General features: G+C 64.2%; 18 protein-coding genes and 1 pseudogene. 11 read left to right on the plus strand and 8 right to left on the minus strand.

Annotation, left to right across the window (positions count from 1 at the left end):
• Nucleotides 1-43 precede the first annotated feature (43 nt).
• From parE to LQ954_RS02480, 3 genes are read left to right on the plus strand one after another with little or no spacing between them, the layout of a single operon-like run.
• Nucleotides 44-2,023, plus strand: coding sequence for a DNA topoisomerase IV subunit B (parE, locus tag LQ954_RS02470; RefSeq protein WP_231021790.1), 1,980 nt, complete (start codon nucleotides 44-46; stop codon nucleotides 2,021-2,023).
• A gap of 45 nt (nucleotides 2,024-2,068) precedes the next feature.
• Nucleotides 2,069-4,297: a ribonuclease R family protein gene (locus tag LQ954_RS02475; protein WP_231021793.1), complete on the plus strand. Its 2,229-nt coding sequence runs from the start codon at nucleotides 2,069-2,071 to the stop codon at nucleotides 4,295-4,297.
• 1 nt (nucleotide 4,298) lies between these two features.
• Nucleotides 4,299-4,610, plus strand: coding sequence for a hypothetical protein (locus LQ954_RS02480; protein ID WP_227771007.1), 312 nt, complete (start codon nucleotides 4,299-4,301; stop codon nucleotides 4,608-4,610).
• Between the two features lie 95 nt (nucleotides 4,611-4,705).
• Here the strand turns inward: LQ954_RS02480 and LQ954_RS02485 are convergent, their stop codons facing one another.
• Nucleotides 4,706-5,866: a saccharopine dehydrogenase family protein gene (locus tag LQ954_RS02485; RefSeq protein ID WP_231021795.1), complete on the minus strand. Its 1,161-nt coding sequence runs from the start codon at nucleotides 5,864-5,866 to the stop codon at nucleotides 4,706-4,708.
• Nucleotides 5,867-5,878: 12 nt separating this feature from the next.
• Entirely contained in the window at nucleotides 5,879-7,657 is a 1,779-nt protein-coding gene (locus tag LQ954_RS02490; RefSeq protein WP_231021796.1) for an ABC transporter transmembrane domain-containing protein, read from the minus strand.
• 131 nt (nucleotides 7,658-7,788) lie between these two features.
• Here LQ954_RS02490 and LQ954_RS02495 point away from each other — a divergent pair, with 131 nt between their 5' ends.
• Nucleotides 7,789-9,006, plus strand: coding sequence for a polyhydroxyalkanoate depolymerase (locus LQ954_RS02495; RefSeq protein WP_231021797.1), 1,218 nt, complete (start codon nucleotides 7,789-7,791; stop codon nucleotides 9,004-9,006).
• Nucleotides 9,007-9,169: 163 nt separating this feature from the next.
• Here the strand turns inward: LQ954_RS02495 and LQ954_RS02500 are convergent, their stop codons facing one another.
• The 3 genes from LQ954_RS02500 to LQ954_RS02510 all read right to left on the minus strand — a co-directional run bounded on the left by LQ954_RS02500 (nucleotide 9,170) and on the right by LQ954_RS02510 (nucleotide 11,551).
• Nucleotides 9,170-9,646: a pyridoxamine 5'-phosphate oxidase family protein gene (locus LQ954_RS02500; protein WP_231021798.1), complete on the minus strand. Its 477-nt coding sequence runs from the start codon at nucleotides 9,644-9,646 to the stop codon at nucleotides 9,170-9,172.
• Nucleotides 9,647-9,851: 205 nt separating this feature from the next.
• Nucleotides 9,852-11,030, minus strand: coding sequence for an acetyl-CoA C-acyltransferase (locus LQ954_RS02505; RefSeq protein WP_231021799.1), 1,179 nt, complete (start codon nucleotides 11,028-11,030; stop codon nucleotides 9,852-9,854).
• 86 nt (nucleotides 11,031-11,116) lie between these two features.
• Entirely contained in the window at nucleotides 11,117-11,551 is a 435-nt protein-coding gene (locus LQ954_RS02510; RefSeq protein ID WP_227771102.1) for a MaoC family dehydratase, read from the minus strand.
• 269 nt (nucleotides 11,552-11,820) lie between these two features.
• On the opposite strand from LQ954_RS02510, the gene LQ954_RS02515 reads away from it, so the two are divergent.
• The 7 genes and pseudogenes from LQ954_RS02515 (at nucleotide 11,821) to LQ954_RS02545 (ending at nucleotide 19,460) form a co-directional block, all read left to right on the plus strand.
• Nucleotides 11,821-12,714, plus strand: coding sequence for a crotonase/enoyl-CoA hydratase family protein (locus tag LQ954_RS02515; protein ID WP_231021800.1), 894 nt, complete (start codon nucleotides 11,821-11,823; stop codon nucleotides 12,712-12,714).
• A 44-nt stretch (nucleotides 12,715-12,758) separates the two neighbouring features.
• Complete coding sequence (gene rpiA / locus LQ954_RS02520; RefSeq protein ID WP_330999929.1) at nucleotides 12,759-13,436, plus strand: ribose-5-phosphate isomerase RpiA; 678 nt, start codon at nucleotides 12,759-12,761, stop codon at nucleotides 13,434-13,436.
• Between the two features lie 65 nt (nucleotides 13,437-13,501).
• Nucleotides 13,502-15,556 carry a transketolase gene (tkt, locus tag LQ954_RS02525; protein WP_231021801.1) on the plus strand — a complete coding sequence of 685 codons (2,055 nt, stop codon included), beginning with the start codon at nucleotides 13,502-13,504 and terminating at the stop codon, nucleotides 15,554-15,556.
• A 120-nt stretch (nucleotides 15,557-15,676) separates the two neighbouring features.
• Nucleotides 15,677-16,786 (plus strand): transaldolase, encoded by a 1,110-nt coding sequence (gene tal, locus LQ954_RS02530; protein ID WP_227770998.1) that lies wholly within the window; start codon nucleotides 15,677-15,679, stop codon nucleotides 16,784-16,786.
• A gap of 103 nt (nucleotides 16,787-16,889) precedes the next feature.
• A pseudogene (gene gnd, locus LQ954_RS02535) lies at nucleotides 16,890-17,906 on the plus strand (phosphogluconate dehydrogenase (NAD(+)-dependent, decarboxylating)); the annotation flags it as partial.
• 10 nt (nucleotides 17,907-17,916) lie between these two features.
• Nucleotides 17,917-18,717 carry a Cof-type HAD-IIB family hydrolase gene (locus LQ954_RS02540; RefSeq protein ID WP_231021808.1) on the plus strand — a complete coding sequence of 267 codons (801 nt, stop codon included), beginning with the start codon at nucleotides 17,917-17,919 and terminating at the stop codon, nucleotides 18,715-18,717.
• The gene (locus LQ954_RS02545) at nucleotides 18,714-19,460 is read left to right on the plus strand and encodes an HAD-IIB family hydrolase (RefSeq protein ID WP_231021810.1); all 747 of its coding nucleotides are present in this window, start codon (nucleotides 18,714-18,716) and stop codon (nucleotides 19,458-19,460) included. Before LQ954_RS02540 ends, LQ954_RS02545 begins: the two co-directional genes overlap by 4 nt.
• Nucleotides 19,461-19,607: 147 nt before the next feature.
• On the opposite strand, the gene LQ954_RS02550 is transcribed toward LQ954_RS02545, so the two are convergent.
• From LQ954_RS02550 to ubiA, 3 genes are all read right to left on the minus strand, one after another.
• Complete coding sequence (locus tag LQ954_RS02550) at nucleotides 19,608-20,396, minus strand: 3'(2'),5'-bisphosphate nucleotidase CysQ (RefSeq protein ID WP_330999930.1); 789 nt, start codon at nucleotides 20,394-20,396, stop codon at nucleotides 19,608-19,610.
• The gene (locus LQ954_RS02555) at nucleotides 20,389-21,735 is read right to left on the minus strand and encodes a TldD/PmbA family protein (RefSeq protein WP_231021811.1); all 1,347 of its coding nucleotides are present in this window, start codon (nucleotides 21,733-21,735) and stop codon (nucleotides 20,389-20,391) included. The genes LQ954_RS02550 and LQ954_RS02555 overlap by 8 nt, the downstream gene beginning before the upstream one ends.
• 97 nt (nucleotides 21,736-21,832) lie before the next feature.
• On the minus strand, nucleotides 21,833-22,747 hold the full coding sequence (gene ubiA / locus LQ954_RS02560; RefSeq protein WP_231021813.1) for a 4-hydroxybenzoate octaprenyltransferase: 915 nt from the start codon (nucleotides 22,745-22,747) through the stop codon (nucleotides 21,833-21,835).
• Nucleotides 22,748-22,836: the final 89 nt, after the last annotated feature.

Consider the following 22,836-nt stretch of genomic DNA (forward strand, 5'->3'; position numbering starts at 1 on the left):
TGCAACAGGTCGCGATGTGACACTCGAATGCTATATGGGAGATATGGCTGATCCAGATTTGTTCCGCGCTCCATTGCCTGCTGCTGATTACGACGCCTCATCCATCGAGGTGCTCGAAGGCTTGGAGCCGGTGCGGCGACGGCCGGGCATGTACGTCGGCGGCACGGATGAGCGTGCGCTGCATCATCTTGCTGCCGAAGTGCTCGACAATGCCATGGACGAGGCCGTGGCGGGCCATGCCACTCGCATCGAAGTGACGCTCGCCACAGGCAACCGGCTGACAATCGTAGATAATGGCCGCGGCATTCCAGTCGATCCGCATCCCAAGTTCCCGGACAAGAGCGCCTTGGAGGTGATCCTCTCCACCCTCCACTCGGGCGGAAAGTTCACGGGCAAGGCCTATGCGACCAGCGGCGGTTTGCATGGCGTCGGCATCTCCGTGGTGAATGCCTTATCCTCCGACACCGTCGTCGAGGTTGCACGCGACCGGCAGCTTTACCGCCAGCGTTTCAGCAAGGGGCAGACTCTTGGGCGGCTCGAAACAGTCGGCGCAGCGCCCAATCGCAGAGGCACTTTGGTCAGTTTTGTCCCGGATGCGGAGATTTTCGGCCCCGACCTGCTCTTCAAGCCGGCGCGCCTTTACCGGCTGGCACGATCGAAGGCGTATCTGTTCGCCGGCGTTGAGATCCGCTGGAAGTGCGCGCCCGAGCTGATCAGCGATGATACTCCCGCAGAGGCCGTATTCCAGTTCCCCGGAGGCCTAGCCGATCACCTGCGCGAACAGGTGGGTGGGCGCGAATGCGCCACTGCGGACTTCTTCTCGGGATCGCAGGATTTCCACGACGAGGCGGGCCGTGTGGAGTGGGCAGTCGCCTGGCCGTTATGGTCTGACGGCAGCTACAGCTGGTACTGCAACACCATCCCGACGCCGGACGGCGGCACGCACGAACAGGGTCTTCGCCAGGCCTTGGTCCGCGGGCTGCGCGCCTTTGGCGATCTCGTCAACAACAAGCGCGCCAAGGAGCTGACCGCCGACGACGTGATGGTCGGCAGCGAGTTGATGCTGAGCGTCTTCATTCGCGATCCGCAGTTCCAGTCTCAGACCAAGGACCGGCTCACCTCGCCAGAGGCAGCGGGGCTGGTCGAAAAGGCCGTGCGTGACCATTTCGATCATTGGCTGAGCCAGAACATGGATCGCGGCCGTGCCCTGCTCGGCTATGTGCTGGAGCGGATGGACGAACGGCTGCGCCGCAAGGCCGAGCGTGAGGTGAAGCGCAAGACGGCGACGTCGTCACGCAAGCTGCGCCTGCCCGGCAAGCTGACCGACTGTGCTGCGGACAGCCCGGAAGGAACCGAGCTGTTCATCGTGGAAGGCGACAGCGCCGGTGGCAGCGCGAAACAGGCCCGCGATCGCAAAACGCAGGCGATATTGCCGATCCGCGGCAAAATCCTGAACGTCGCCAGCGCGACTAGCGCCAAAATTCTCGCGAACCAGGAAATCGCGGATCTGATCCAGGCTTTGGGGTGCGGTACACGCAAAGAGTGTCGGCCGGATAACCTGCGATACGAACGCGTCGTCATCATGACCGACGCGGACGTCGACGGCGCGCACATCGCGACGCTGCTGATGACCTTCTTCTTCCAGGAAATGCCGGATCTGGTCCGCCGCGGGCACCTCTATCTTGCCCAACCACCGCTGTACCGTCTGACAGTTGGCGCAAAGTCGCTGTACGCCCGTGACGATGCGCACCGAGCCGAGATCGAGGCCACCGTCTTCAAGGGCAAGAAGGTGGAAGTGGCGCGGTTCAAAGGCCTGGGCGAAATGAATCCCGGCCAGCTGCGAGAAACGACGATGGACCCCGGAAGCCGCAGCCTGATCCGCATCACCTTGCCGCAGGAGTATGAGGAAAGGGCTGGTGTGAAGGATCTCGTCGATCGCCTGATGGGGACCAATCCTGCTCACCGCTTCGCGTTCATTCAGGAAAATGCGGCGCGCATGGATGAGGAAGCGATCGACGCGTGAACGCATGCGGGTGACGCAGCGGCCGCGAGCCCCTATCTGTCACTGATGCGCAAACCACGGGCCGGGCTGCCGAGCCGCCAGCAAATCCTGGATTTCATCGCCACGAGCGACACTCCCGCCGGCAAACGTGAAATCGCGCGTGCCTTCGGGTTGACCGCGCAGGAAAAGATCGGGCTCAAGGCACTGCTGAAGGACATGGCAGACGAGGGGCTGATCGACAGCGCTCCCGGCCGCGCTTTTCACAAGATGGGTGGCCTTCCGAAAGTTACCGTGCTGCGCGTCGTGGATGTGGATGACGGTGGCAACATTTGGGCCACGCCCGCGAAGTGGGAAGCGGAAACACCGCCGCCGCGGGTGCGAGTGAAGGAACGTCGGCGCGGCGAGATCGGCGTGGGTACGCGCCTGCTGGCGCGAACGGAGGAGGCCGGTAGCGGCTGGATTGCGCACCCGATGAAGGCGCTTGCTCCGGCGGCAGAGCAAATGATCGGCGTGCTGCGGGGCGAGGGCGATCGACTGTGGCTACAGGGCGTCGAGAAGAAAGAGCGGCGCGAATATGCCGTCTCCGACGCCGGGGGCGCGGAACCTGGCGATTTGGTACTAGCCGAGCGGACTGGGCGTCCGCCGCGGATCACGGCTCGCGTTGTGGAGCGACTGGGTGATCCATTCGCGCCCCGCAGCTTTTCACTGATTGCCATTCACCGGCATGAGATCCCTCACGTCTTCGATCAGGATACCTTGGACGAGGCGGCTCGCGTCGCGAGGCAGCCGTTGGGTGAGGGGCGACAGGATCTCACTCACCTCCCGATCGTGGCGATCGACCCCGCCGACGCGCGCGACCATGACGACGCGATCTGGGCAGCGCCGGACGATGATCCGTCGAACCCCGACGGCTGGCGCGCCGTCGTCGCGATCGCTGACGTCAGCTTCTATGTTCGTGCGGGCAGCGCTCTTGATCGCGAGGCCCGACGGCGGGGCAATTCGGTCTATTTCCCGGATCGGGTCGTGCCGATGCTGCCCGAAGTGCTTTCGGCTGATGTCTGCTCGTTGAAGGAGGGTGAAGACCGGGCGGCCATGGCATGCCATCTTCAGATCACCAAGAACGGTGCGCTCAAATCCTGGCAATTCACGCGGGCCGTTGTTCGGATTGCCAGCAATATCGCCTATGAGGATGCTCAGGCTGCCATTGATGGCAACGCCGGCGATCCGCCAGTCTCCGATGATTTGATGGAGGCGCTGAGGAACCTGTGGGGTTGCTGGGGCGCGCTGGCCGAAGCGCGGGACAAGCGCGAACCGCTGGCCCTCGATCTGCCGGAGCGACAGGTTGCGCTGGACGAGAAGGGGCGCTTGCTTTCGGTCGCTCCCCGCGAGCGGCTGGATGCTCATAGGCTGGTCGAGGATTACATGATCGCGGCCAATGTCGCGGCGGCCAAGGCGCTGGAGGCCAAGAAGGCGCCGGTGATGTACCGAGTGCACGAACCGCCATCGCGCGCGAAGCTGGCGGCGTTGAAGGATTATCTCGACACCTTCGATATCCCCTTCGCGCTGGGGCAGGTTATCAAGCCCGCTACGTTCAACCGCATTCTCGACCGGGTCGGCGAGGCGGATTTCCGGCCGCAGGTTATGGAGCAGGTGCTCCGCACTCAGACGCAGGCTTATTATGGCCCGGGCAACCACGGCCATTTCGGCCTTTCGCTAGGATCCTACGCCCATTTCACCTCGCCGATCCGGCGCTACGCTGACTTGCTGGTCCATCGGGCGCTGACCAGTGCCTATGGACTTGGGCCGGGAGGACTCAACGGCGACGAGGATTTTGAGCGGCTGGGCGAGACAATCAGCAAGCTCGAGCGACGCGCCATGGAGGCGGAGCGCGAGACAATCGACCGTTATGTCGCGGCATTTCTCGCAGAGCGGGTGGGGGAGATCGTAGACGTTCGTATCACCGGGATACAGAATTTCGGCTTCTTCGCCACGGTAGAGGGCGTCGGCGGCGACGGGCTGATGCCGGTAAGCGATCTCGGCGGCGAGTATTTCCGCTACGACGAGGCGGCAATGCGGCTGGTGGGCGAGACCAGCGGCGACGAATATGTGTTGGGGCAGAGGCTGCAGCTGCGTCTAGCAGATGCTAATCCGGTTTCCGGTGCACTTCGGTTCGAGATGCCGGAGGGCAAGGGTGCGCGGCCGACGCGCCGGAGCGAGCGTGAGCCTCGTGCTCCTCGCGTTCTCAAGCGTCGCGGTCGGCCGGGCAATATCAGGCATCAGGGGCGGAGGAAGTAGGTTGGCGAATATCGTGGTGCGTGTTGCGGAGCGTTATTCGACGCGTGCGCAGAACCGGATCGTGGAGCGGCTGCGTGCGGCCGGCGCGATCAAGCCGGCCAATGCAGCGTCATTCGTACCGGCTGGCCGAGGCGAGAAGCGCCTGCTGAATCGAATGCTGAAATTCGGTGCCATCGTGGCCGAGCCAGAGCATCGTTATTGGCTCGACGAGCGCAGGCTGACCAACTTTCGCAAGGAGGAACTGGCGCGAGTGCTGGGCGCCATTGCGGTCGCGGGATTCGCGGCTGCCGGCGCCATCGCTATCGGACGGTAAGCGCCGCTACCGAACTCCCCAATAGCTAGCTGTCAAATGGAGAGGCCGGCTCGCGGTGGCTGCAAGGTGCTAAAAGCCTTGCGTCAGCCTATCGTTTAGCAGGCGGTGAAGGTGAGCCCGGCGTTCTTCGTCAGGCGATCACGTAACTGCGATCCCATCAATGCACCCGGCGTCCAGATCCCGCCTTCGCCCTGAACGTCCTGCACCAGACACAAGGCACTTTCAGCCAGCATCTTGCTGGTCGAGCCATAGCCGGGGTCGCGATCGCCGGTCACCACGGCGTCAAGGCGAGTGCCGTCGGGCATCAGGCCGATGAACAGCACATCGTAGTGGCCGGTTTCGCGTTCTTCCTTGGTCGGGCCTTCGCCTGGCTTGGGCCCGCTGTCGCCGGCGAACGGGTTCAGCTTTGCAATCGCTTCGGCAGCCGCCTTGCCCATTTCGCCCAAGCCGGCAACCATCATCTCGTCATAGACGAAATCACTGCCATAGCGCCCGCCGAGCAGGAAATTGGTGCGATGCACGTTCTTGGTGTTGATCGGCGCCATCACAAACGGGGCAACCCAGCAGTTGATCGTGGAATCGAACTCCGGAATGAGACCGGTCGGCTGATGAGGGCCGCTGTGTCCCGGAGTAAGTGCAAAAGGGCTGGCGAGGAGCGGTACCAGCGACGGGTCTTTGGCGGCGGCGGCCAGGGTTGCCTTCAGGCTCGCGGCAGTTCCCCCGGAAAAGCCACCTTTCATGACCCGCACCCGCCCCTTCACGCGCGGCGCGGGGCGGCCAAAGCGCTTGATCGCTGCTTCTTGCAGGGTCATCACGCCGAGGTCGAACGGAATGGAATCGAAGCCGCACGAGAAGACGATACGTGCGCCAGTGCGCCTTGCCTCGTCATGGTGCGCGTCGATCATCCGCCGCATCCACCCCGGCTCGCCGCACAGATCCACGTAAGCGGTTCCCGTGGCGGCGCACGCGGCGACAAGATCGCTGCCGTACAGCTGGTAAGGGCCAACGGTCGAGATCACGACATTCGTACGCTCGCACAACGCCCGCAAAGAGGCAGGATCGTCCGAGTTGGCGGTGAGGAGCGGCACGTGGGTGCCGATGCCCATCTCCTCGCGCACCTCCTGAAGCTTGCTGAGCGAGCGCCCCGCCATGGCCCAGCGAACACCGATGGGGTAGGCGCTGGCGATATATTCGGCCACCAAACGCCCAGTGTAGCCGGTCGCGCCATAGACGATTACGTCGAATTCGCTCGCCATCACTTCCTCCTGCTATGCCGCTTCGCTGAACTGAAGGCTCGCCAAGCGGGCATAGAGCCCGCTGCGCGCCATCAGCGCCGCGTGGTCGCCCTGTTCGACGATCCTCCCGCCATCCATTACCACGATTCGGTTGGCCGCGCGTACGGTGGCCAGGCGATGGGCGATGACCAGCGTGGTGCGATCCGCCATCAGCCGCTCCAGGGCTTCCTGCACCAGGCGCTCGCTTTCGGCGTCGAGGGCGCTGGTCGCCTCGTCTAGCAGCAGAATCGGAGCGTCGCGCAACAGTGCGCGGGCGATTGCCACGCGCTGGCGTTGACCACCCGACAGCCGGGCGCCGCCCTCGCCAAGGAACGTATCGAGCCCCTCCGGCAGCTCGCGAAGGAACTTGGCGGCGTTCGCAGCCTCGGCAGCGGCCCATAACGCATCGTCATCGGCCTCCCAGCGGCCGTAGCGCAGATTGTCTCGGGCAGACGCGGCGAAGATCACCGTTTCCTGTGGCACCATAGCGATGCGCGCTCGCACGGCGGCCGGATCGGCGTCGCGAAGGTTCACGCCGTCGATCGTCAGCCGGCCTTCCGCGGGATCGTAGAAGCGCTGAAGAAGCTGGAACAATGTCGTCTTGCCTGCGCCGGACGGTCCCACCAGAGCCACCGTTTCTCCCGGCGCTACTCGGAGTGAGAAATCGTGCAGCGCGGCCGTGTCCGGGCGCGAGGGATAACGGAACTCGACATGCTCGAACGTCACCTCGCCGCGGGCAAGCTCGACAAGCGACATGGGGCGGGCAGGGGCAGCGATATCCGGCGTTTCGGACATGAGCTCCGCCAGCCGGCCAGCCGCACCGGCACCGCGCAGCAGCTCGCCATATACCTCTGTCAGCGCGCCAAAGGCGCCTGCCACGATGCCACCGGTCAGCACGAATGCAGCGATCGACCCGCCGGAGAGCCGGCCCGCGGCAACGTCCGTTGCTCCCTCCCACAAGACCAGGGTGATCGAGCCGAAGACCAGGCCGATGACGATTGCGGTCATCACGGCGCGTAACAGGATACGCCGCTCAGCGGCCGCCATCGTTGCCTCGACCGCTCCGGCGAAGCGCTGGGCTTCACGGCGCTCCTGGCCGAACGCCTGAACGATCTTCATCGCGCCCAATGTTTCGGTCACCATGGCGCCGACGTCTGCAACTCGATCCTGCGAGGCCCGCGAGTAGTTGCGCACCTTTCGACCAAGCAACATGATCGGCAGGATCACCAGCGGAATGCCGAGGCACAACAGGCCGGCAAGTTTCGGCGATATGGCAAACAGGTAGACCAGACCGCCTATGCCGGTGAAGGCGTTGCGAAGGGCCACCGATACGGTGGTCCCCACCACCATCTCGATCTGTGCCGTATCCGCCGTCATCCGGCTGGCGATTTCAGAGGGACGGTTCTCCTCGAAGAACCTGGGGCTCAGTGTGAGCAGGTGGCGCTGCACGCTGGTGCGGATGTCGGCAACGACTCGCTCGCCCAGCCAAGACACGAAGTAGAAGCGTACGGCGGTGCCGATCGCTAGCACGGCGACGATCATCAGCATGTAGTGAAAGGCGCCGGCGACTGCTTCGCCAGCATTTGCCGTAAACCCCCGGTCTATCACTCGCTTGAAGCTATAGGGGATGGCGATCGTCGCCGCCGACGTGATCGCGAGCGCGGTCCAGGCGGCAGCGATCTGCCCAGGGTAGCGCTTGGCGTGGCGCCAGACGAGAGCGAGATTGCCGATCCGGCGCGTTGAGGGCGGCTCCACCGCCGCGTTGCTGGCCATGCGGGGGCACCTAGCAGCGCCCGAGGTGTGGCTCAATCGCCACCGTCTCAAGGCAATCGGCAGCGCCCCTGATTGTGCAGGTGCACAATACTTATATGGTGCCAGTGCCTTCCTGCGCTACAGGATACCCGATGCTCTACGATGCCTATGAGTTCCAGCGCTCACTGCTAGCAACGGCAAGTGCAATGGCCAATTTTGGCGCGGGCATGTTGCAAAACCCGGCAAACCCCTTCGCCTATTTCGGCGGCGGACAGATCATGGGCTCTGCGCTTGAGGTGTTCGCGCATGCTGCGGCACCGCGTGGAAAGCCGAACTTTGCGCTCGAGCATGTTCTGATTGATGGGCGGGATGTCGCGGTGCGCGAGGAAGTCGTTCTTCGCAAGCCCTTCGGTCAGCTGAAGCGGTTCGTGCGCGACGGTGTCGAGGGCGGCCCGCGGCTGCTGATCGTGGCGCCGATGTCGGGGCACTTTGCAACGCTGCTGCGAGGGACGGTCGAGCGGATGCTGCCCTTTGCCGACGTGTACATCACCGATTGGGCGGACGCGAAGCTCGTGCCACTCGCGGAAGGCAGCTTCGACCTCGACGACTATATCGATTATCTCGTCGAGTTCCTCGAGGCGATCGGTCCCGGTGCGCATATGCTGGCTGTCTGCCAGCCATCAGTACCGTCCTACGCCGCTGCTTGCCTGATGAGTGCCCAGCAGCATCCATGCCGACCACGGACGCTGACCATGATGGGCGGTCCCGTGGATACCCGCGAGGCACCTACCGCGGTCAACCAGTTGGCAACCGAGCGACCGCATGCTTGGTTTGAGCAGAATGTGATCGCGACGGTGCCGGCCATGTACCCCGGCGCGGGGCGACGCGTATATCCTGGCTTTCTGCAGCTCACCGGCTTCATGTCGATGAACTTGGGCAATCACATGATGAGCCATTGGGAGATGTTCAAACATCTCGTCCGTGGCGACGGTCAAAGCGCCGACGCGACCAAGGAGTTCTACGACGAATATCGCTCGGTCTGTGACATGACGGCGGAATACTACCTGCAAACGATCGACCAGGTTTTTCAGCGTCATGCGCTGCCCAGAGGAGCGATGACCCACCGCGGTGTTCCGGTGGACCCGGACGCGATCACCGATATTGCCATCCTCGCCGTCGAAGGGGAGCGAGACGACATTTCGGGGCTTGGTCAGACCAAGGCGGCGTTGACGCTCGCAAGCAATCTGCCCGCGGACATGAAGCGCTATTACATGGCCGAGGGCGTCGGCCACTATGGCATCTTCAACGGGTCGAAGTGGCGCGACAGGATTGCGCCTGTTGTAGAAGCGTGGATTGCCGCGCACGATTGACGCGGCGCTCAACGTGAACCTGCCCGAGCCGAGGCGCAAGGTTAGTCTTGCTTGCTTGGAGCAACGCTTTGCGATCGCTGCCAGCAACGCTCGAAGACTAGCTACTCGGCCGGTCAGGTCGGGGCTTCCGCCGATCGTCGGCTAGAAGCCCCGCGTCGGCCGATCAGGCGATCGAGCCGACCTTCGCGTGACTTGACGACTCCGATGCATCGATCGTGCCGCCGAATAGCATCTTCAACCTGCCGCTCAGCGCAACATCGGTCTCCCACAGCTCAGCCGAAGTGACGTCGAAACGGTTGAGGCGAGCATCAGCCTTGCCGTTCGGGAACCACGCCTCGACCCGATTGTCCCAAAGGCGGTCAAACGTGGCCTGGTCCGTCTCCTGCGACACCCGACCTGCAAGGCAGGCGAAGAAATCGTGACCTTTGCCCACGAATTGAGCCATGGCCTTGCCACCCTTCGCGATGCGATTGTCGTGAGCGGAGAAGATGAACAAGGTGTTCGGCTGGGACTCGTCAAGTTTGACGTTCATCGGCTCCGAATGCTCACCATCCATCAGCCCGATCATCACGAACGGACTTTCTTCCACCTTGCGAAGAAAAGTCTCTGCGACTTCCTGCGGGCTGTCGTGATTGGCCATCTCATCGTCTCCTGCTTTGGATTTACCGGGAGAACGTGAGCGGCGTGGGTTGGTTGCGTTGGGTTAATGAGCGTCACCGCTGGCGAGTGATCGTGAACGATGGCGAAGGAAACGAAAATGGCCCCGGACGCTGGTGCGTGCGGAGCCATTCTCAATAAGTTAGCCGTTGCCGGCGGGGCACGAGCGCCCCGCTAAAAACTCCGGATCAGAGAACCTCGAACAGGCCCGCTGCGCCCATGCCGCCGCCGACGCACATCGTGATCACGACATACTTCGCACCGCGACGCTTGCCTTCGATCAGCGCGTGGCCGGTCATGCGCGCGCCCGACATGCCATAGGGGTGGCCGATCGAGATCGCGCCGCCGTTCACGTTCAGCAGGTCGTTGGGGATGCCCAGCTTGTCACGGCAGTAGAGCACCTGCACCGCGAACGCCTCGTTCAGCTCCCACAGGCCGATATCGTCCATCTTCAGGTTGAAGCGTTCGAGCAGCTTGGGGATCGCGAAGACCGGGCCGATGCCCATCTCGTCCGGCTCGGTCCCGGCGACGGCCATGCCGACATAGCGGCCCAGCGGGGTCAAGCCCTTCTTCTCGGCCAGCTTCTCTTCCATCAGCACGCTGGCCGATGCACCGTCCGACAGCTGCGAGGCGTTGCCGGCGGTGATGTTGAGATCGGGGCCAAGCACCGGCTTCAGCGACTTCAGGCCCTCCAGCGTGGTGTCCGGGCGGTTGCCCTCGTCCTTCGCCAGCGTCACTTCCTTGTAGGAGACTTCCTTGGTCTCCTTGTCGGTGATCGCCATGTTGGCGGTGACGGGGATGATCTCGTCATCGAACTTGCCGGCGGCCTGCGCGGCGGCGGTGCGCTGCTGCGACTGGAAGCCATATTCGTCCTGCGCGTCGCGGCTGATGCCATAGCGCTTGGCGACCACTTCGGCGGTCTGCAGCATCGGCATGTAGATGTCCTTGTGCATCGCGACCAGTTCGGGGTCCGGCTGCACGCGCATCTGCGGCGTCTGGACGATGCTAATGGAATCGACGCCGCCGCCCAGCGTCACGTCCATGTTGTCGACCACGATCTGCTTCGCGGCAGTCGCGATCGCCATCAGGCCCGATGCGCACTGGCGGTCGAGCGACATGCCCGAGACCGAGGTGGGAAGGCCGGCGCGCAGCAGCGAGGTGCGCGCAATGTTGGTCGCCTGCGCGCCCTGCTGGAGCGCGGCCCCCATCACGACGTCCTGGATCTCACCGCCGTCGATCCCGGCGCGCTCGACGGCGGCCTTAATCGCATGGCTGGCGAGCGTCGGCGACAGCGTGTTGTTGAACGCGCCACGATAGGCCCGGCCGATCGGCGTACGGGCGGTGGAGACGATGACGGCGGAACGCATGGTTGTTGTCCTTGGGTAAGGTTGGTGGCCGGTCCGCCCGCGGCTGCGGGCGGCGCTCCCTGGGGAGGGCGGCGGTCAGGAAGATATCAGGTGAAGACCTGGGTGATCCACTCCGCGATCATCGCCGGCTTTTCGCTGCCTTCGATCTCGATCGTGGTCTCGGTGGTGAACTGGTACTGGCCCGGGCGCTTCTCGTCGAATTCGGTCAGCTTCGAACGGCCGCGCACGCGCGATCCCGACGGAACCGGCGCGAGGAAGCGGACTTTGTTGCCGCCGTAATTGACGCCCATCTTCACGCCGTCGAGCCGCGGCATGTCCGGGTTCTTGGCCGACAGCAAAGGCAGCAGCGACAGCGTCAGGAAGCCGTGCGCGATGGTGGTGCCGAACGGCGTCTGCTTGGCGCGTTCCGGGTCGATGTGGATGAACTGGTGGTCACCGGTCGCGTCGGCGAACTTGTTGATCATCTCCTGGGTCACTTCGACCCATTCGGACACGCTTTCCTTGCCGATCGCGGCCTTCATCTCGTCTGCGTTCACGAAGACTCCCCTTGGCTTCCTCATCCCGTTCGCGGGTGCAGCGCACCTGTAGGCGCGAGGGCGCCAGCCTCGCAACCCTTGTGAACCGCAGTATGGAATTTGCCGTTCTACAGGGGCCGTATCGGCGAACCGCACCTTCGAAAATGCCGCTACGGCTTCTGCCCCGATGCGACTCGCTTGCCTGTGCCACCATAAATAATGTTATGGTCATCGACGAAGCTGCCGGAGGGGCGGCGCAAGTAAGGAGAGGCAGCTTGGCGTACGAGCAGATCATCTATGACGTGAAGGACGGTATCGCGACGATCACGCTGAACCGGCCGGAAAAGCTCAACGCATTCACCGGCACGATGATGGCCGAGATGATCGACGCGTTCGACAAGATCGATTCCGATGACGACGTGCGCTGCGTCATCGTGACGGGCGCCGGCCGCGCCTTCTGCGCCGGCGCGGATCTGTCGGCGGGCGCCAAGACCTTCGACTATGACAATCGCACCGATCGGCCCGATCACGGCAGCGGCCAGGGCGGCCTCACCTATGAGATGGAGGAGGCGCGTGACGGCGGCGGCCGGCTGACGCTGCGGATCTTCGAATGCCTGAAGCCGGTGATTGCGGCGGTGAACGGCCCCGCGGTCGGCATCGGCTCCACCATGCAGCTGCCGATGGACATCCGCATCGCCAGCGACACCGCGCGCTTTGGCTTCGTCTTCGCCCGCCGCGGCATCGTCCCGGAGGCCGCGTCCAGCTTCTTCTTGCCGCGCGTCGTCGGCATCAACCAGGCGCTGGAATGGTGCTTCTCGGGCCGCGTCTTCGATGCGCAGGAGGCGCTGAATGGCCGTCTCGTGAAGCAGGTGGTGCCGGGCGGCGAGCTGCTCGCCGTCGCCAACGCCCTTGCCCGCGAGATCGCCGACAACACCGCGCCCGTGTCGGTCGCGCTCACCCGCCAGATGCTGTGGCGCGGCCTCGGCATGAGCCACCCGATGGATGCGCATAAGATCGACAGCCGCGCGATCCTCTCGCGCGGCCGCTCAGGCGATGCGAAGGAAGGCGTCACCTCCTTCCTCGAAAAGCGCACGCCGGTGTATCCGGACAAGGTGTCCGAGGCGATGCCGGACTTCTTCCCGTGGTGGGAAGAGCAGAAGTACGCCTGACACGCCGTTGACCCTTCGGCGCTCCACCTGCGTTATAGCAGGGCGTGAGCGCCGAGGATGACAAGAGGCTGGCCGCGGAAGCTGCGGTGGCGGAGGTTCGGGACGGGATGACCGTCGGCCTCGGCACCGGATCGACCGCGGCCTTTGCCATTTCGGCGCTCGCGCATCGGGTTGCGACCGGGCTTAAAGTGCAGGCGGTTGCGACGAGTAAGGCGACGGCGCGGGCGGCTCAGTCCGCAGGGATTGAGGTCATCGACTTTGCGGACTGCCCGGCAGTGGACATCGCCATTGATGGCACCGACGAAATTGACGAGCGCTTCTGGGCTATCAAGGGCGCGGGCGGCGCCATGCTGCGGGAGAAGGCTGTCGCAGCGGCGGCGCGGCGCTTCATCGTGATCGCCGATGGCTCCAAGCGGGTGGCAAGGATCGGTGCCGCGAAACTCCCGGTGGAAGTGCTACCCTTCGCGCGTAGCTTTGTTGTGACAAAGCTTGCTGCGCTCGGCGCGGCAGTGAGCATCCGACCGGACTACCGAACCGACAACGAAAATCTCGTGGCAGACTGCCGCTTCCAATCCATGGCCGATCCGCGCGCGCTGGCGGCGCAGATCATGTCGATCCCGGGCGTGCTTGGCCATGGATTGTTTCTGGACGAGGTGGATGCGGCCTATATCGCAGCACGCGGTACCGTTGCGCGACTGGAACGCGACGAACGGAGCGACTAGAGGGGCCGCGACTCGGCAACCGGGCATTGGCCCGGACGTTCGATCCCACATCAGCGAGGCCCCCGATGACCGACACCGCCAATCCCGCGAACGTTCATGAGGACGGCACGTCCGAGCGACTTGAGATCGACACGATCCGTACGCTGTCGATGGATGCGGTGCAGGCAGCCAATTCGGGCCACCCCGGAACGCCGATGGCCCTCGCGCCGGTAGGCCATACGCTTTGGACTAAGTTCCTGCGCTACGATCCTGCGCAGGCGAACTGGCCCAACCGCGACCGCTTCGTCCTGTCGGTTGGCCACGCCTCCATGCTGCTTTATTCGCTGCTGCACCTCGCCGGCGTGAAGCAGCCCGATGGCGCCCCCGCGGTCAGCCTTGAGGATATCAAGCAGTTCCGCCAGCTCGGCTCCAAGACGCCGGGCCATCCGGAATACAGCCACACGGTCGGCGTCGAGACGACCACCGGCCCGCTCGGCCAGGGCTGCGGCAATTCGGTCGGTATGGCGATCGCGGAACGCTGGATGGCGGCGCGCTACAACAAGCCCGGCTTCACCCTGTTTGACCACGACGTCTACGCGCTGTGCGGTGACGGTGACATGATGGAAGGCGTCGCTTCGGAAGCCGCCAGCCTCGCGGGCCATCTGAAGCTCTCGAACCTCTGCTGGATCTACGACAGCAACCAAATCTCGATCGAGGGCGACACCGACCTGGCGTTCAACGAGGATGTCGGCAAGCGCTTCGAGGCGTATCACTGGAACGTCATCCACGTGGATGACGCCAACGACGTTCCCGCGCTCACCAGGGCGTTCGAGCAGTTCCGCGCCACCACCGACAAGCCGACGCTTATCATCGTGAAGTCCGTGATCGGCTGGGGCTCTCCGCGCGCCGGTAGCGAGAAGGCGCACGGCGAAGCCTTGGGCGAAGAGAATGTCCGCCTGACCAAGGAAGCCTATGGCTGGCCGACGGACAAGAACTTCTATGTGCCGGAAGGCGTGCAGGAATCCTTCGAGCAGGCCGTCGCCAGCCGCGGCGTGCCGCTGCGCGAGGCGTGGGACGCGATGCTCCAGAAGTACCGCGCCGAGCATCCCGAACTCGCCAAGGAAGTCGATGCCATTATCACCGGCACGCTGCCGGAGGGCTGGGACGCTGATATCCCGACCTTCGACGCTGATCCCAAGGGCCTCGCCAGCCGCGATGCCGGTGGCAAGGTGCTGAACGCGATCGCCAAGAAGATGCCGTGGCTGATCGGCGGCTCGGCGGATCTCGCGCCGTCGACGAAGACCGACATCAAGGGCGAGGCGAGCTTCTTGCCCAGCGATTATGCGGGGCGCAACTTCCACTTCGGCGTGCGCGAACACGCCATGGGCTCGGTCGCGGTCGGCATGGCGCTGTCGGGGTTGCGTTCCTACGGCAGCACCTTCCTCGTCTTCCTCGATTACATGCGCCCACCGGTCCGCCTTTCGGCGCTGATGGAGCTCGGCACCACCTGGATCTTCACGCACGACTCGATCGGCGTGGGCGAGGACGGCCCGACGCACCAGCCGATCGAGATGCTGGCCATGATGCGCGCGACGCCGGGCCTCGACATGATCCGGCCCGCCGACGCGAATGAGGTCGCGGCTGCATGGCGCGCGATCGTGGAAACGCCGAAGCAGCCCGCCGCGCTCGTGCTCTCGCGCCAGGCATTGCCCACGCTGGACCGTTCCAAGTACGCCAGCGCGGATGGCGTGAAGCAGGGCGGCTATGTTCTCGCCGACAGCGATGGTACGCCGGACGTGATCCTGCTGGCGACGGGCAGTGAAGTCAGCCTTGCGCTTGAGGCGCACGAAAAGCTGCTCGCCGACGGGGTGAAGAGCCGTGTCGTCTCCATCCCCAGTTGGTACCGCTTCGAGAAGCAGAGCGACGCGTACAAGGAAAGCGTGCTGCCCAAGGCGGTGACCGCTCGCGTCGCGATCGAGATGGCCGGCGAGATTGGCTGGGAGCGTTACGTCGGCCTTGCCGGCAAGACCATCACCATGTCCACCTTCGGTGCCTCGGCGCCGATCGCCAAGCTTGCCGACAAATTCGGCTTCACCGCCGATAACGTGGTGAAGGTGGCGAAAGAGGTCATGGCTGCCTAACTGGTAATGACACCCCCGTCCGGTCCGAGCGAAGTCTAGGACCGGGACCGGACGGGCCGGCGTTGCTACACGCCAACGTGTCTCGACTTCGCTCGACACGAACGGACGGAGACAGGACAGATGGGCAAGCTCAACGATCTCGCGAACGCAGGCCAAGCGGTATGGCTCGACTTCGTGGACCGCAAGTTCCTCGAGGAAGGCGGGCTGGAGAAGCTGGTGGCCGAGGATGGCGTGACCGGCGTGACCTCCAATCCCACCATTTTCCAGAAGGCCATGGGCGAGGGCACTGCTTATGACGGCACGCTCGCGGCGTTTGACAAGGCGAACCCCGGCGCGCCGGCAATGGACCGGTACGAACATCTTGCCATCCAGGACATCAAGGCCGCCGCAGAGACGCTTCGCCCGGTCTATGATCGGCTGAACGGCAAGGATGGCTACGTCAGCCTTGAGGTCTCGCCCTATCTCGCCAACGATACCGATGGTACGATCGCCGAGGCCGAAAAGCTGTGGAAGGCAGTCGATCGTCCCAACCTGATGATCAAGATCCCGGGGACGCCGGCCGGCGTGCCTGCGATTGCCGCCACCATCGCCAACGGGATCAATGTCAACGTCACGTTGCTGTTCTCCCAGCAGGCGTACCAGGCCGTGGCGATGGCCTATGTTGAGGGGCTGGAGCAGCGCGTTCAGCGCGGGCAGCCGATCGACCGGATCGCCAGCGTTGCCAGCTTCTTCATCAGCCGTATCGACAATGAGATCGACAAGAAGATCGACGCCGGCACGGGCGGCGAGGAAGCGAAGGCGCTGAAGGGCAAGGTGGCAATCGCAAACGCGAAGCTCGCCTATGCCTGGTATCAGGAGTTCATCGCCTCGGACCGCTGGCAGGCGCTCGCTGCCAAGGGCGCGCAGCCGCAGCGGCTGCTGTGGGCCTCGACCGGAACGAAGAACCCGGACTATCCGGATACCCTCTACGTCGACACGCTGATCGGCCCTGACACGGTCAACACCATGCCGCCGAAGACCCTGGACGCGTTCCGCGAGCGCGGAACCGCTCGGGTCACGCTAACCGAAGACGTTGAGGGCGCCCGCCAAATCCTGGCCGACGTCGAGCGGCTCGGGCTTGATCTTGCCGAGGTCACAGAACGGTTGGTGGAAGAGGGCGTGGCATCGTTCAGCAAGTCTTTCGATGACCTGCTCGGCTCTATCCAGGCCAAGCATCCCGCGGAGGCTTGATCGGCCTGCGGAACGGAAACCTGTCCTCCACCGTTCGCGATGAACCCGGCGAAAGGCGTGCAAAGGGCCACGTGGCTCGGCTTGCGCTTTTCGGTGGGTTTGGCCCAACCGGCAAAATCACGTGGAGCCTGACAGTATGAAGATCGGCATCATCGGCCTCGGCCGCATGGGCGGCAACATCGCGCGTCGCTTGATGCGCGGAGGCCACGAGGTGGTCGTATGGGATCGCAACACCGATGCTGTTGCCGGTCTGGGCAGCGAAGGTGCGGTGGCGGCAGAGTCGCTGGCCGATATGAAGAGCAAGCTCGACACCCCGGCAATCTTCTGGGTCATGCTGCCCGCTGGCGCGCCGACCGAGGAGACGATTGAGGCGCTGTGTGGCGGTGAGTGTGCCGCGGGCGATATCATCATCGATGGCGGTAACACCTTCTGGAAGGATGACGTCCGCCGCGCCAAGATGCTTTCCGAGAAGGGCGTGCACTATGTGGACGTCGGGACGTCCGGCGGTGTCTGGGGGCTTGAACGCGGCTATTGCATGATGATCGGCGGCGACAAGGAAACCGTCGACCTGCTGGATCCGATCTTTGACACGTTGGCCCCTGGTCTTGGCAGTGTGCCACGTACGCCCAACCGGGGGGACGCTTGCGATCCGCGGGCGGAGAAAGGCTATATTCACGCCGGCCGCGCTGGTGCCGGGCACTTCGTTAAGATGGTGCACAACGGGATCGAATATGGCCTCATGCAGGCTTACGCTGAGGGCTTCGATGTCTTGTGGGGACGCAACGTTCCGCATCTGCCTGAGGACGAAAGATTCGATTTCAACCTGGCCGAGATTTCCGAGGTGTGGCGCCGCGGTTCGGTGATCTCATCCTGGCTGCTCGATCTCACGGCATCTGCGCTGGCCCAGGATCAGAAGCTGGAACAATTCTCGGGCAAGGTGGCGGACTCCGGCGAAGGGCGCTGGACGATCGAGGCGGCGATGGAACAGGCGACGCCCGTCGCCGTGCTCACGACGGCGCTGTTCGCGCGCTACCGCAGCCGTATCGACGAGATGTTCGGGGACAAGCTGCTATCAGCCATGCGTTATGGCTTCGGCGGCCACGTCGAAATTCCGCAGTGAGGGTGCATCAGTGACGCTTGTCATCAGCGATGTCGACGGCACGCTGGTCGACAAGGAGAAGAGGCTGACCCCTGGTACGATTGAGGCCGTGAAGCGCCTGCGCGAGGCCGGTTTCGGCTTCACGATGATCAGTGCGAGGCCGATGTCGGGGCTCCTGTCACTCGCGGACCAGCTTTCGCTGGACGTGCCGATGGGCGCGTTCAACGGCGGCCTTGTCTTTCGGCGCGATGGCGAGATTCTGTGCCGCCACTTCGTCGATGAGGCCGTCGCCCGCGGCGCACTGGATCTTGCGCGCCAGGTGCCCGTCGACATTTGGGTGTTCGCCGACGATCAATGGTTCGCCACGTCGGCCAGCGGGCCGCATGTGCCAAGCGAACGCATCGCCTCCGGTCAGGAACCGACAATTTGCGGCGGCTTTGCGGATCTGCTGAACCGTGCCGACAAGATCACCTTCGTCTGCGACGACACCGCGGTGCTCGATGATCTGCGCGATCGCATCCTTGCCACGCATGATGGTCAGGCGACAATTGTGAAATCACAGACCTATTACCTCGATATCACGGCGACGACGGCCAACAAGGGGGATGGTATCGCGCGGCTTGCCCACGCGCTTGCCGTGCCGCTCGACCGCACGATCGCAATCGGGGATCAGGCGAATGATCTGGCGATGTTCGGCCGCGCGGGCCGCGCAATCGCGATGGGCAATGCTCCAGACGATGTGAAGGCCAAAGCGGCCGACGTCACGCTGGCTAATGACGCCGACGGCGTTGCCCATGCTATCGACAAGTTCATTTTGGGGAGAATGATGTGAAGCAACTGGTGGCGTTCGATCTCGATGGTACGCTCGCGGAGAGCAAGCAGGCGATTCAGCCCGACATGGGTGACGCGCTCGCAGACTTGCTGACGGTCGCTCACGTCGCGGTAATTTCGGGCGGGGACTGGCCCCAATTCGACAAGCAGGTTGCGTCGCGGCTGCCGGAGCGTGCCGACCGATCGAAGCTTTGGCTGATGCCGACCACGGGTACGAAGTTGTACACTTTTCGGGACGGTCAATGGGGCACCGTCTATGCGGAGCTGTTTTCGGACGAGCAGAAGCAGAAGATCCTCAAGGCTTTCGATGAATCGCTGGAGGCCACGGGCTTCGTTCCGGAGCAGACCTGGGGCGAACGGATCGAGGATCGTGGCAGCCAGATCACTTTTTCGGCTCTGGGGCAGCAGGCGCCTATCCACGCGAAGGAAGTGTGGGATCCGGACTTCGCCAAGCGCAAGGTGATCCAGGCCGATCTGAAGAAGCGGCTGCCGGGTCTGTCGATCAACATGGGCGGCGCCACGTCGATCGATATCACGCAAGAAGGTGTGGACAAGGCGTATGGCCTGAAGCGTTTGCGTGACGAGAGCGGCATTCCGCTCGACGCGATGATGTTCGTAGGCGATGCCATCTTCCCCGGCGGGAACGACTATCCCGCGAAGGAACTGGGGCTGGATACCGTCCGCGTTCGTGATCCACAGGATACGCTGAGCGTCATCGCGACGGTGGTCGCCTGCCAGAAATGAGGGACGGCGCCGGTTCTTGCCGGCGCCACCGCTTCGCGACGATCGGGCCGGCCGTCGGGTTTGTACCCATCACGGCAACCCGGACACGCGACCAGGCCATGGGCGCGACTGATGGTGACTTGCGCCCCTGATACATGCACAGGCTCTTCAGGAGCTCTTCGGCGGCCCCAGCACCGACTGCGCGCGCGCTGATAGTCTCTCCAGCGCAGCCGGGTGAATGCCGCGGCTGCTGGTGATCACTCCAAAGGCGCAAGGATCGGGCTTATTGAAAGCAAGATCCGCGCCTAGCGCATCGGTAACCATGCCGCCTGCTTCCGTCGCAATCAGGGCTGCAGCCGCGATGTCCCATTCGTTGCCCCAGCGCAGCGTGGCGACCAGATCGGCACGGTCGTCCGCGACCATGGCCATGCGCAGTGCGATGGAGTTGGGCTTTTCAACCATCGTCAGATCGCGATCTGCCTTCGGCAGTGCATCGGTGGGTACGCGTGCGCCCGCGAATTCGTCGCGGCGGCTGGCGACGAGCGGTCGCCCGTTCAGTGTTGCTCCGCGCCCGGCGCTGGCCTGCCACACTTCGTCGCGCACGGGTGCATCGAGTACGCCGATTACCGGGCGCCCGTCCTCAACCAGGGCGACTGACACGGCCCAACCGGCTCGACCGCGAATATAGTCCCGCGTCCCATCGATTGGGTCGACCACCCAGATCCGGCGGTGAGCCAGGCGATCGGGATTGTCCGCGGTTTCTTCGGATAGCCAGCCGGCATCGGGCAGGAGCACGGACAGTCGTTCCCGCAGCATCCTGTCAACGGCAAGATCAACCTCGCAGACCGGGTTACCCGGCACCTTTTCCCACCGGGCAAAATCAGTGCGGAACCGCGCCATGGCGAGTTGCCCCGCCTCACGCGCGATATCCGCAACCGATTGCGCCAAGTCATCCACCGGCGACGGTCATCCCATCAATCCGCACGGTCGGTACGTTCGTCCCGTAGCGGAATTCAAGATCGTTCGCGGGGGTGAGATTAGCGAACATGTCCTTGAGATTGCCTGCGATCGTGAACTCGGCGACCGGCGAGGTGATCTCACCATTCTCGATCAGGAAACCGGCCGCGCCGCGGCTGTAATCGCCGGTGACGCCATTGACGCCCTGTCCGATCAGCTCGGTGACGTACACGCCCCGAACGATGTCGCCGATCAATGTCGCCACGGGGACGTGGCCAGCGTGCATGTAGAAGTTGCTGGTAGTGACGCCGGGCGCACCACCTACGCCACGCGCGGCGTGTCCGGTGGGGGACATCCCCAGTTGCCGTGCCGACGCGCTGTCAAGCAGCCAGGTCTGCAGAACGCCATCCTCCACCACGGCGCAGGGCGACACCGGCAGGCCCTCGCCATCGAAAGGGCGCGAGCGAAGGCCGTGAGGGCGATGCGGATCGTCCGAGATGGCGATGCCGCGCGCGAATACGGCACTGCCCAGTGATTCGAGCAGGAAGGACGTGCGCCGGGCGATCGCCTGGCCGGAAATGGCGCCGGTGAGATGTCCGAGCAGCCCCGACCCGACCCGCGGGTCGAACACCACCGGCAATGCGGCACTTTCCATTCGAGCCGGGTTCAGGCGGGCGACGGCGCGTTCGCCAGCCTGCGTGCCGACCGTCTCTGGCGAATCCAGCCGATCGCGGTGCCGCGCCGAGTGGAAGCCGTAGTCGCGCTGCATGCCGCTACCCTCGCCGGCAATCACGCTCGCCGAAATGCCATATCCGGTAGTGGCATAGCCCCCCGCGAAACCGTGGCTGGTGGCGAGCGCCCACACGCTTCGCGACGCGCTTGCGCCGCCGCCCTCGCTGTTGGTGACGCCGCGAACCGCGCGAGCTGCTTCCTCAACCGCTAGCGCGGCTTCGCGAAGGTCGGCAGGAGAAACTTCGCCGCCGTCGTCGAGATCCAGAAGGGGCGGGGCACCGTGCATCAGGCGATCCTGTGGTGCGAGCCCGGCCCACTTGTCCTCGGGTGCCTCACGCGCCATCGCCACGGCCCGCTCGACCAGCGCGTCCAGCGCTTCGGAAGAGAGGTCGGATGTGGAGACAGTGGCCGAGCGCTGTCCGATAAAGACCCGCAGACCCAGATCCTCGCTTTCGGAGCGGCCGACATCCTCCAGCTTCCCAAGGCGAACGGATATTTCGGTGGAAGCGTCAGCAGCGAAAACGGCATCTGCGGCGTCGACCCCGGCCTTCCTGGCGCGGGCGACGATGTCTGCGGCGCGCTCTTGCGCCTGGGTCGGAGTCAGCATGGAAGCGACTTAGGAGGGGTACGCTTCGGTTGCTAGAGTGCAACTTCGGGTTGGCGCCGGCCAAAGCCGGAGACCGGCCGAGAAATGGAGCCGGGCGTTAGAGTGGTGTGCCCACGACCAGGCAGGCAAGGAACATCAGCAGCCCGGTGAAGCGGTTCGCGCGAAAGCGAGCGAGCGCGCCGGCTCCGTCGTTCGGACGGAGGGTCATAACTTGCCAGAGCAAGTGCAGCGCGGTCGGAAGAAGCGCCAGCCAGACGAGCGGATCGGGGCGATGCAGCCACAATGCACTCGCCCACAGCAGCAAGGCGGAGCCGTAGCAGATGCCGGTGCCAGCGCGGACATGGCGACCCATCCGCAGGGCGGAGGATCGCACCCCGATCAGCGCGTCATCTTCGCGGTCCTGCAATGCATAAATGGTGTCATAGCCGATCACCCAGAAGATCGATCCCGCATAGAGCAGGAGGCCGGGCAGAGTGAGAGTGCCCCAGATTTCGAGCCAGCCGACCAGCGCCGCCCAGGAGAAGACGAGGCCGAGCCAAGCCTGCGGCCACCAGGTGATCCGCTTCATGAAGGGATAAGCGGCAACGAGAACAAGGCTCGCGACGGCAAGGATCGCGGTATCCACGCGCAATTGGAGCAGCACCAGAAGGCCGATGAGGCAGAGGATAGATAGCCAGAGCCACGCGGCCTTCACCGATACGGCGCCCGACGCAATCGGGCGGGAGCGCGTGCGTGAGACGCTTGCATCCAGGTCACGATCCACGATGTCGTTGTAGACGCAGCCCGCGCCGCGCATCGCAATGCTGCCGAGCAGAAGCCAGCAGACCAGCGGCCAGCGCGCGATCGCGCCGCCTGCCAGAGCGACCGCCCACGCACCCGGCCAGAACAGCAGCCACCAGCCAATCGGTCGATCGAAGCGGGCGAGCAAGGCAAACGGGCGAATGCTGGCCGGCAGGGCGGCGACGAGGCCGCGGTGCTCGCTGTCCGGCGTAATGTCTGGAGCGGTCGTCACCCGTCCTGCGTACCGCCGCTGCCGTGGTTTCGCCACAGCGCTTTGTTACAAGCTGCGGTGAGGCCTTTCTCCCCGAGGCGCGGTTAGAC

This window comes from Sphingomonas sp. IC-11 (assembly GCF_021043365.1).
GTDB lineage: Bacteria > Pseudomonadota > Alphaproteobacteria > Sphingomonadales > Sphingomonadaceae > Sphingomonas.

Excerpts from the sequence above, each read along its gene's own strand:
- tal (WP_227770998.1), top strand. The coding sequence starts at position 15,677 with ATGGGCAAGCTCAACGATCTCGCGAACGCAGGCCAAGCGGTATGGCTC.
- LQ954_RS02500 (WP_231021798.1), bottom strand. The coding sequence starts at position 9,646 with ATGGCCAATCACGACAGCCCGCAGGAAGTCGCAGAGACTTTTCTTCGC.
- LQ954_RS02505 (WP_231021799.1), bottom strand. The coding sequence starts at position 11,030 with ATGCGTTCCGCCGTCATCGTCTCCACCGCCCGTACGCCGATCGGCCGG.
- tkt (WP_231021801.1), top strand. The coding sequence starts at position 13,502 with ATGACCGACACCGCCAATCCCGCGAACGTTCATGAGGACGGCACGTCC.
- LQ954_RS02475 (WP_231021793.1), top strand. The coding sequence starts at position 2,069 with ATGCGCAAACCACGGGCCGGGCTGCCGAGCCGCCAGCAAATCCTGGAT.
- LQ954_RS02510 (WP_227771102.1), bottom strand. The coding sequence starts at position 11,551 with ATGAAGGCCGCGATCGGCAAGGAAAGCGTGTCCGAATGGGTCGAAGTG.
- LQ954_RS02490 (WP_231021796.1), bottom strand. The coding sequence starts at position 7,657 with ATGGCCAGCAACGCGGCGGTGGAGCCGCCCTCAACGCGCCGGATCGGC.
- LQ954_RS02555 (WP_231021811.1), bottom strand. The coding sequence starts at position 21,735 with ATGCTGACTCCGACCCAGGCGCAAGAGCGCGCCGCAGACATCGTCGCC.
- LQ954_RS02495 (WP_231021797.1), top strand. The coding sequence starts at position 7,789 with ATGCTCTACGATGCCTATGAGTTCCAGCGCTCACTGCTAGCAACGGCA.
- LQ954_RS02485 (WP_231021795.1), bottom strand. The coding sequence starts at position 5,866 with ATGGCGAGCGAATTCGACGTAATCGTCTATGGCGCGACCGGCTACACT.
- parE (WP_231021790.1), top strand. The coding sequence starts at position 44 with ATGGCTGATCCAGATTTGTTCCGCGCTCCATTGCCTGCTGCTGATTAC.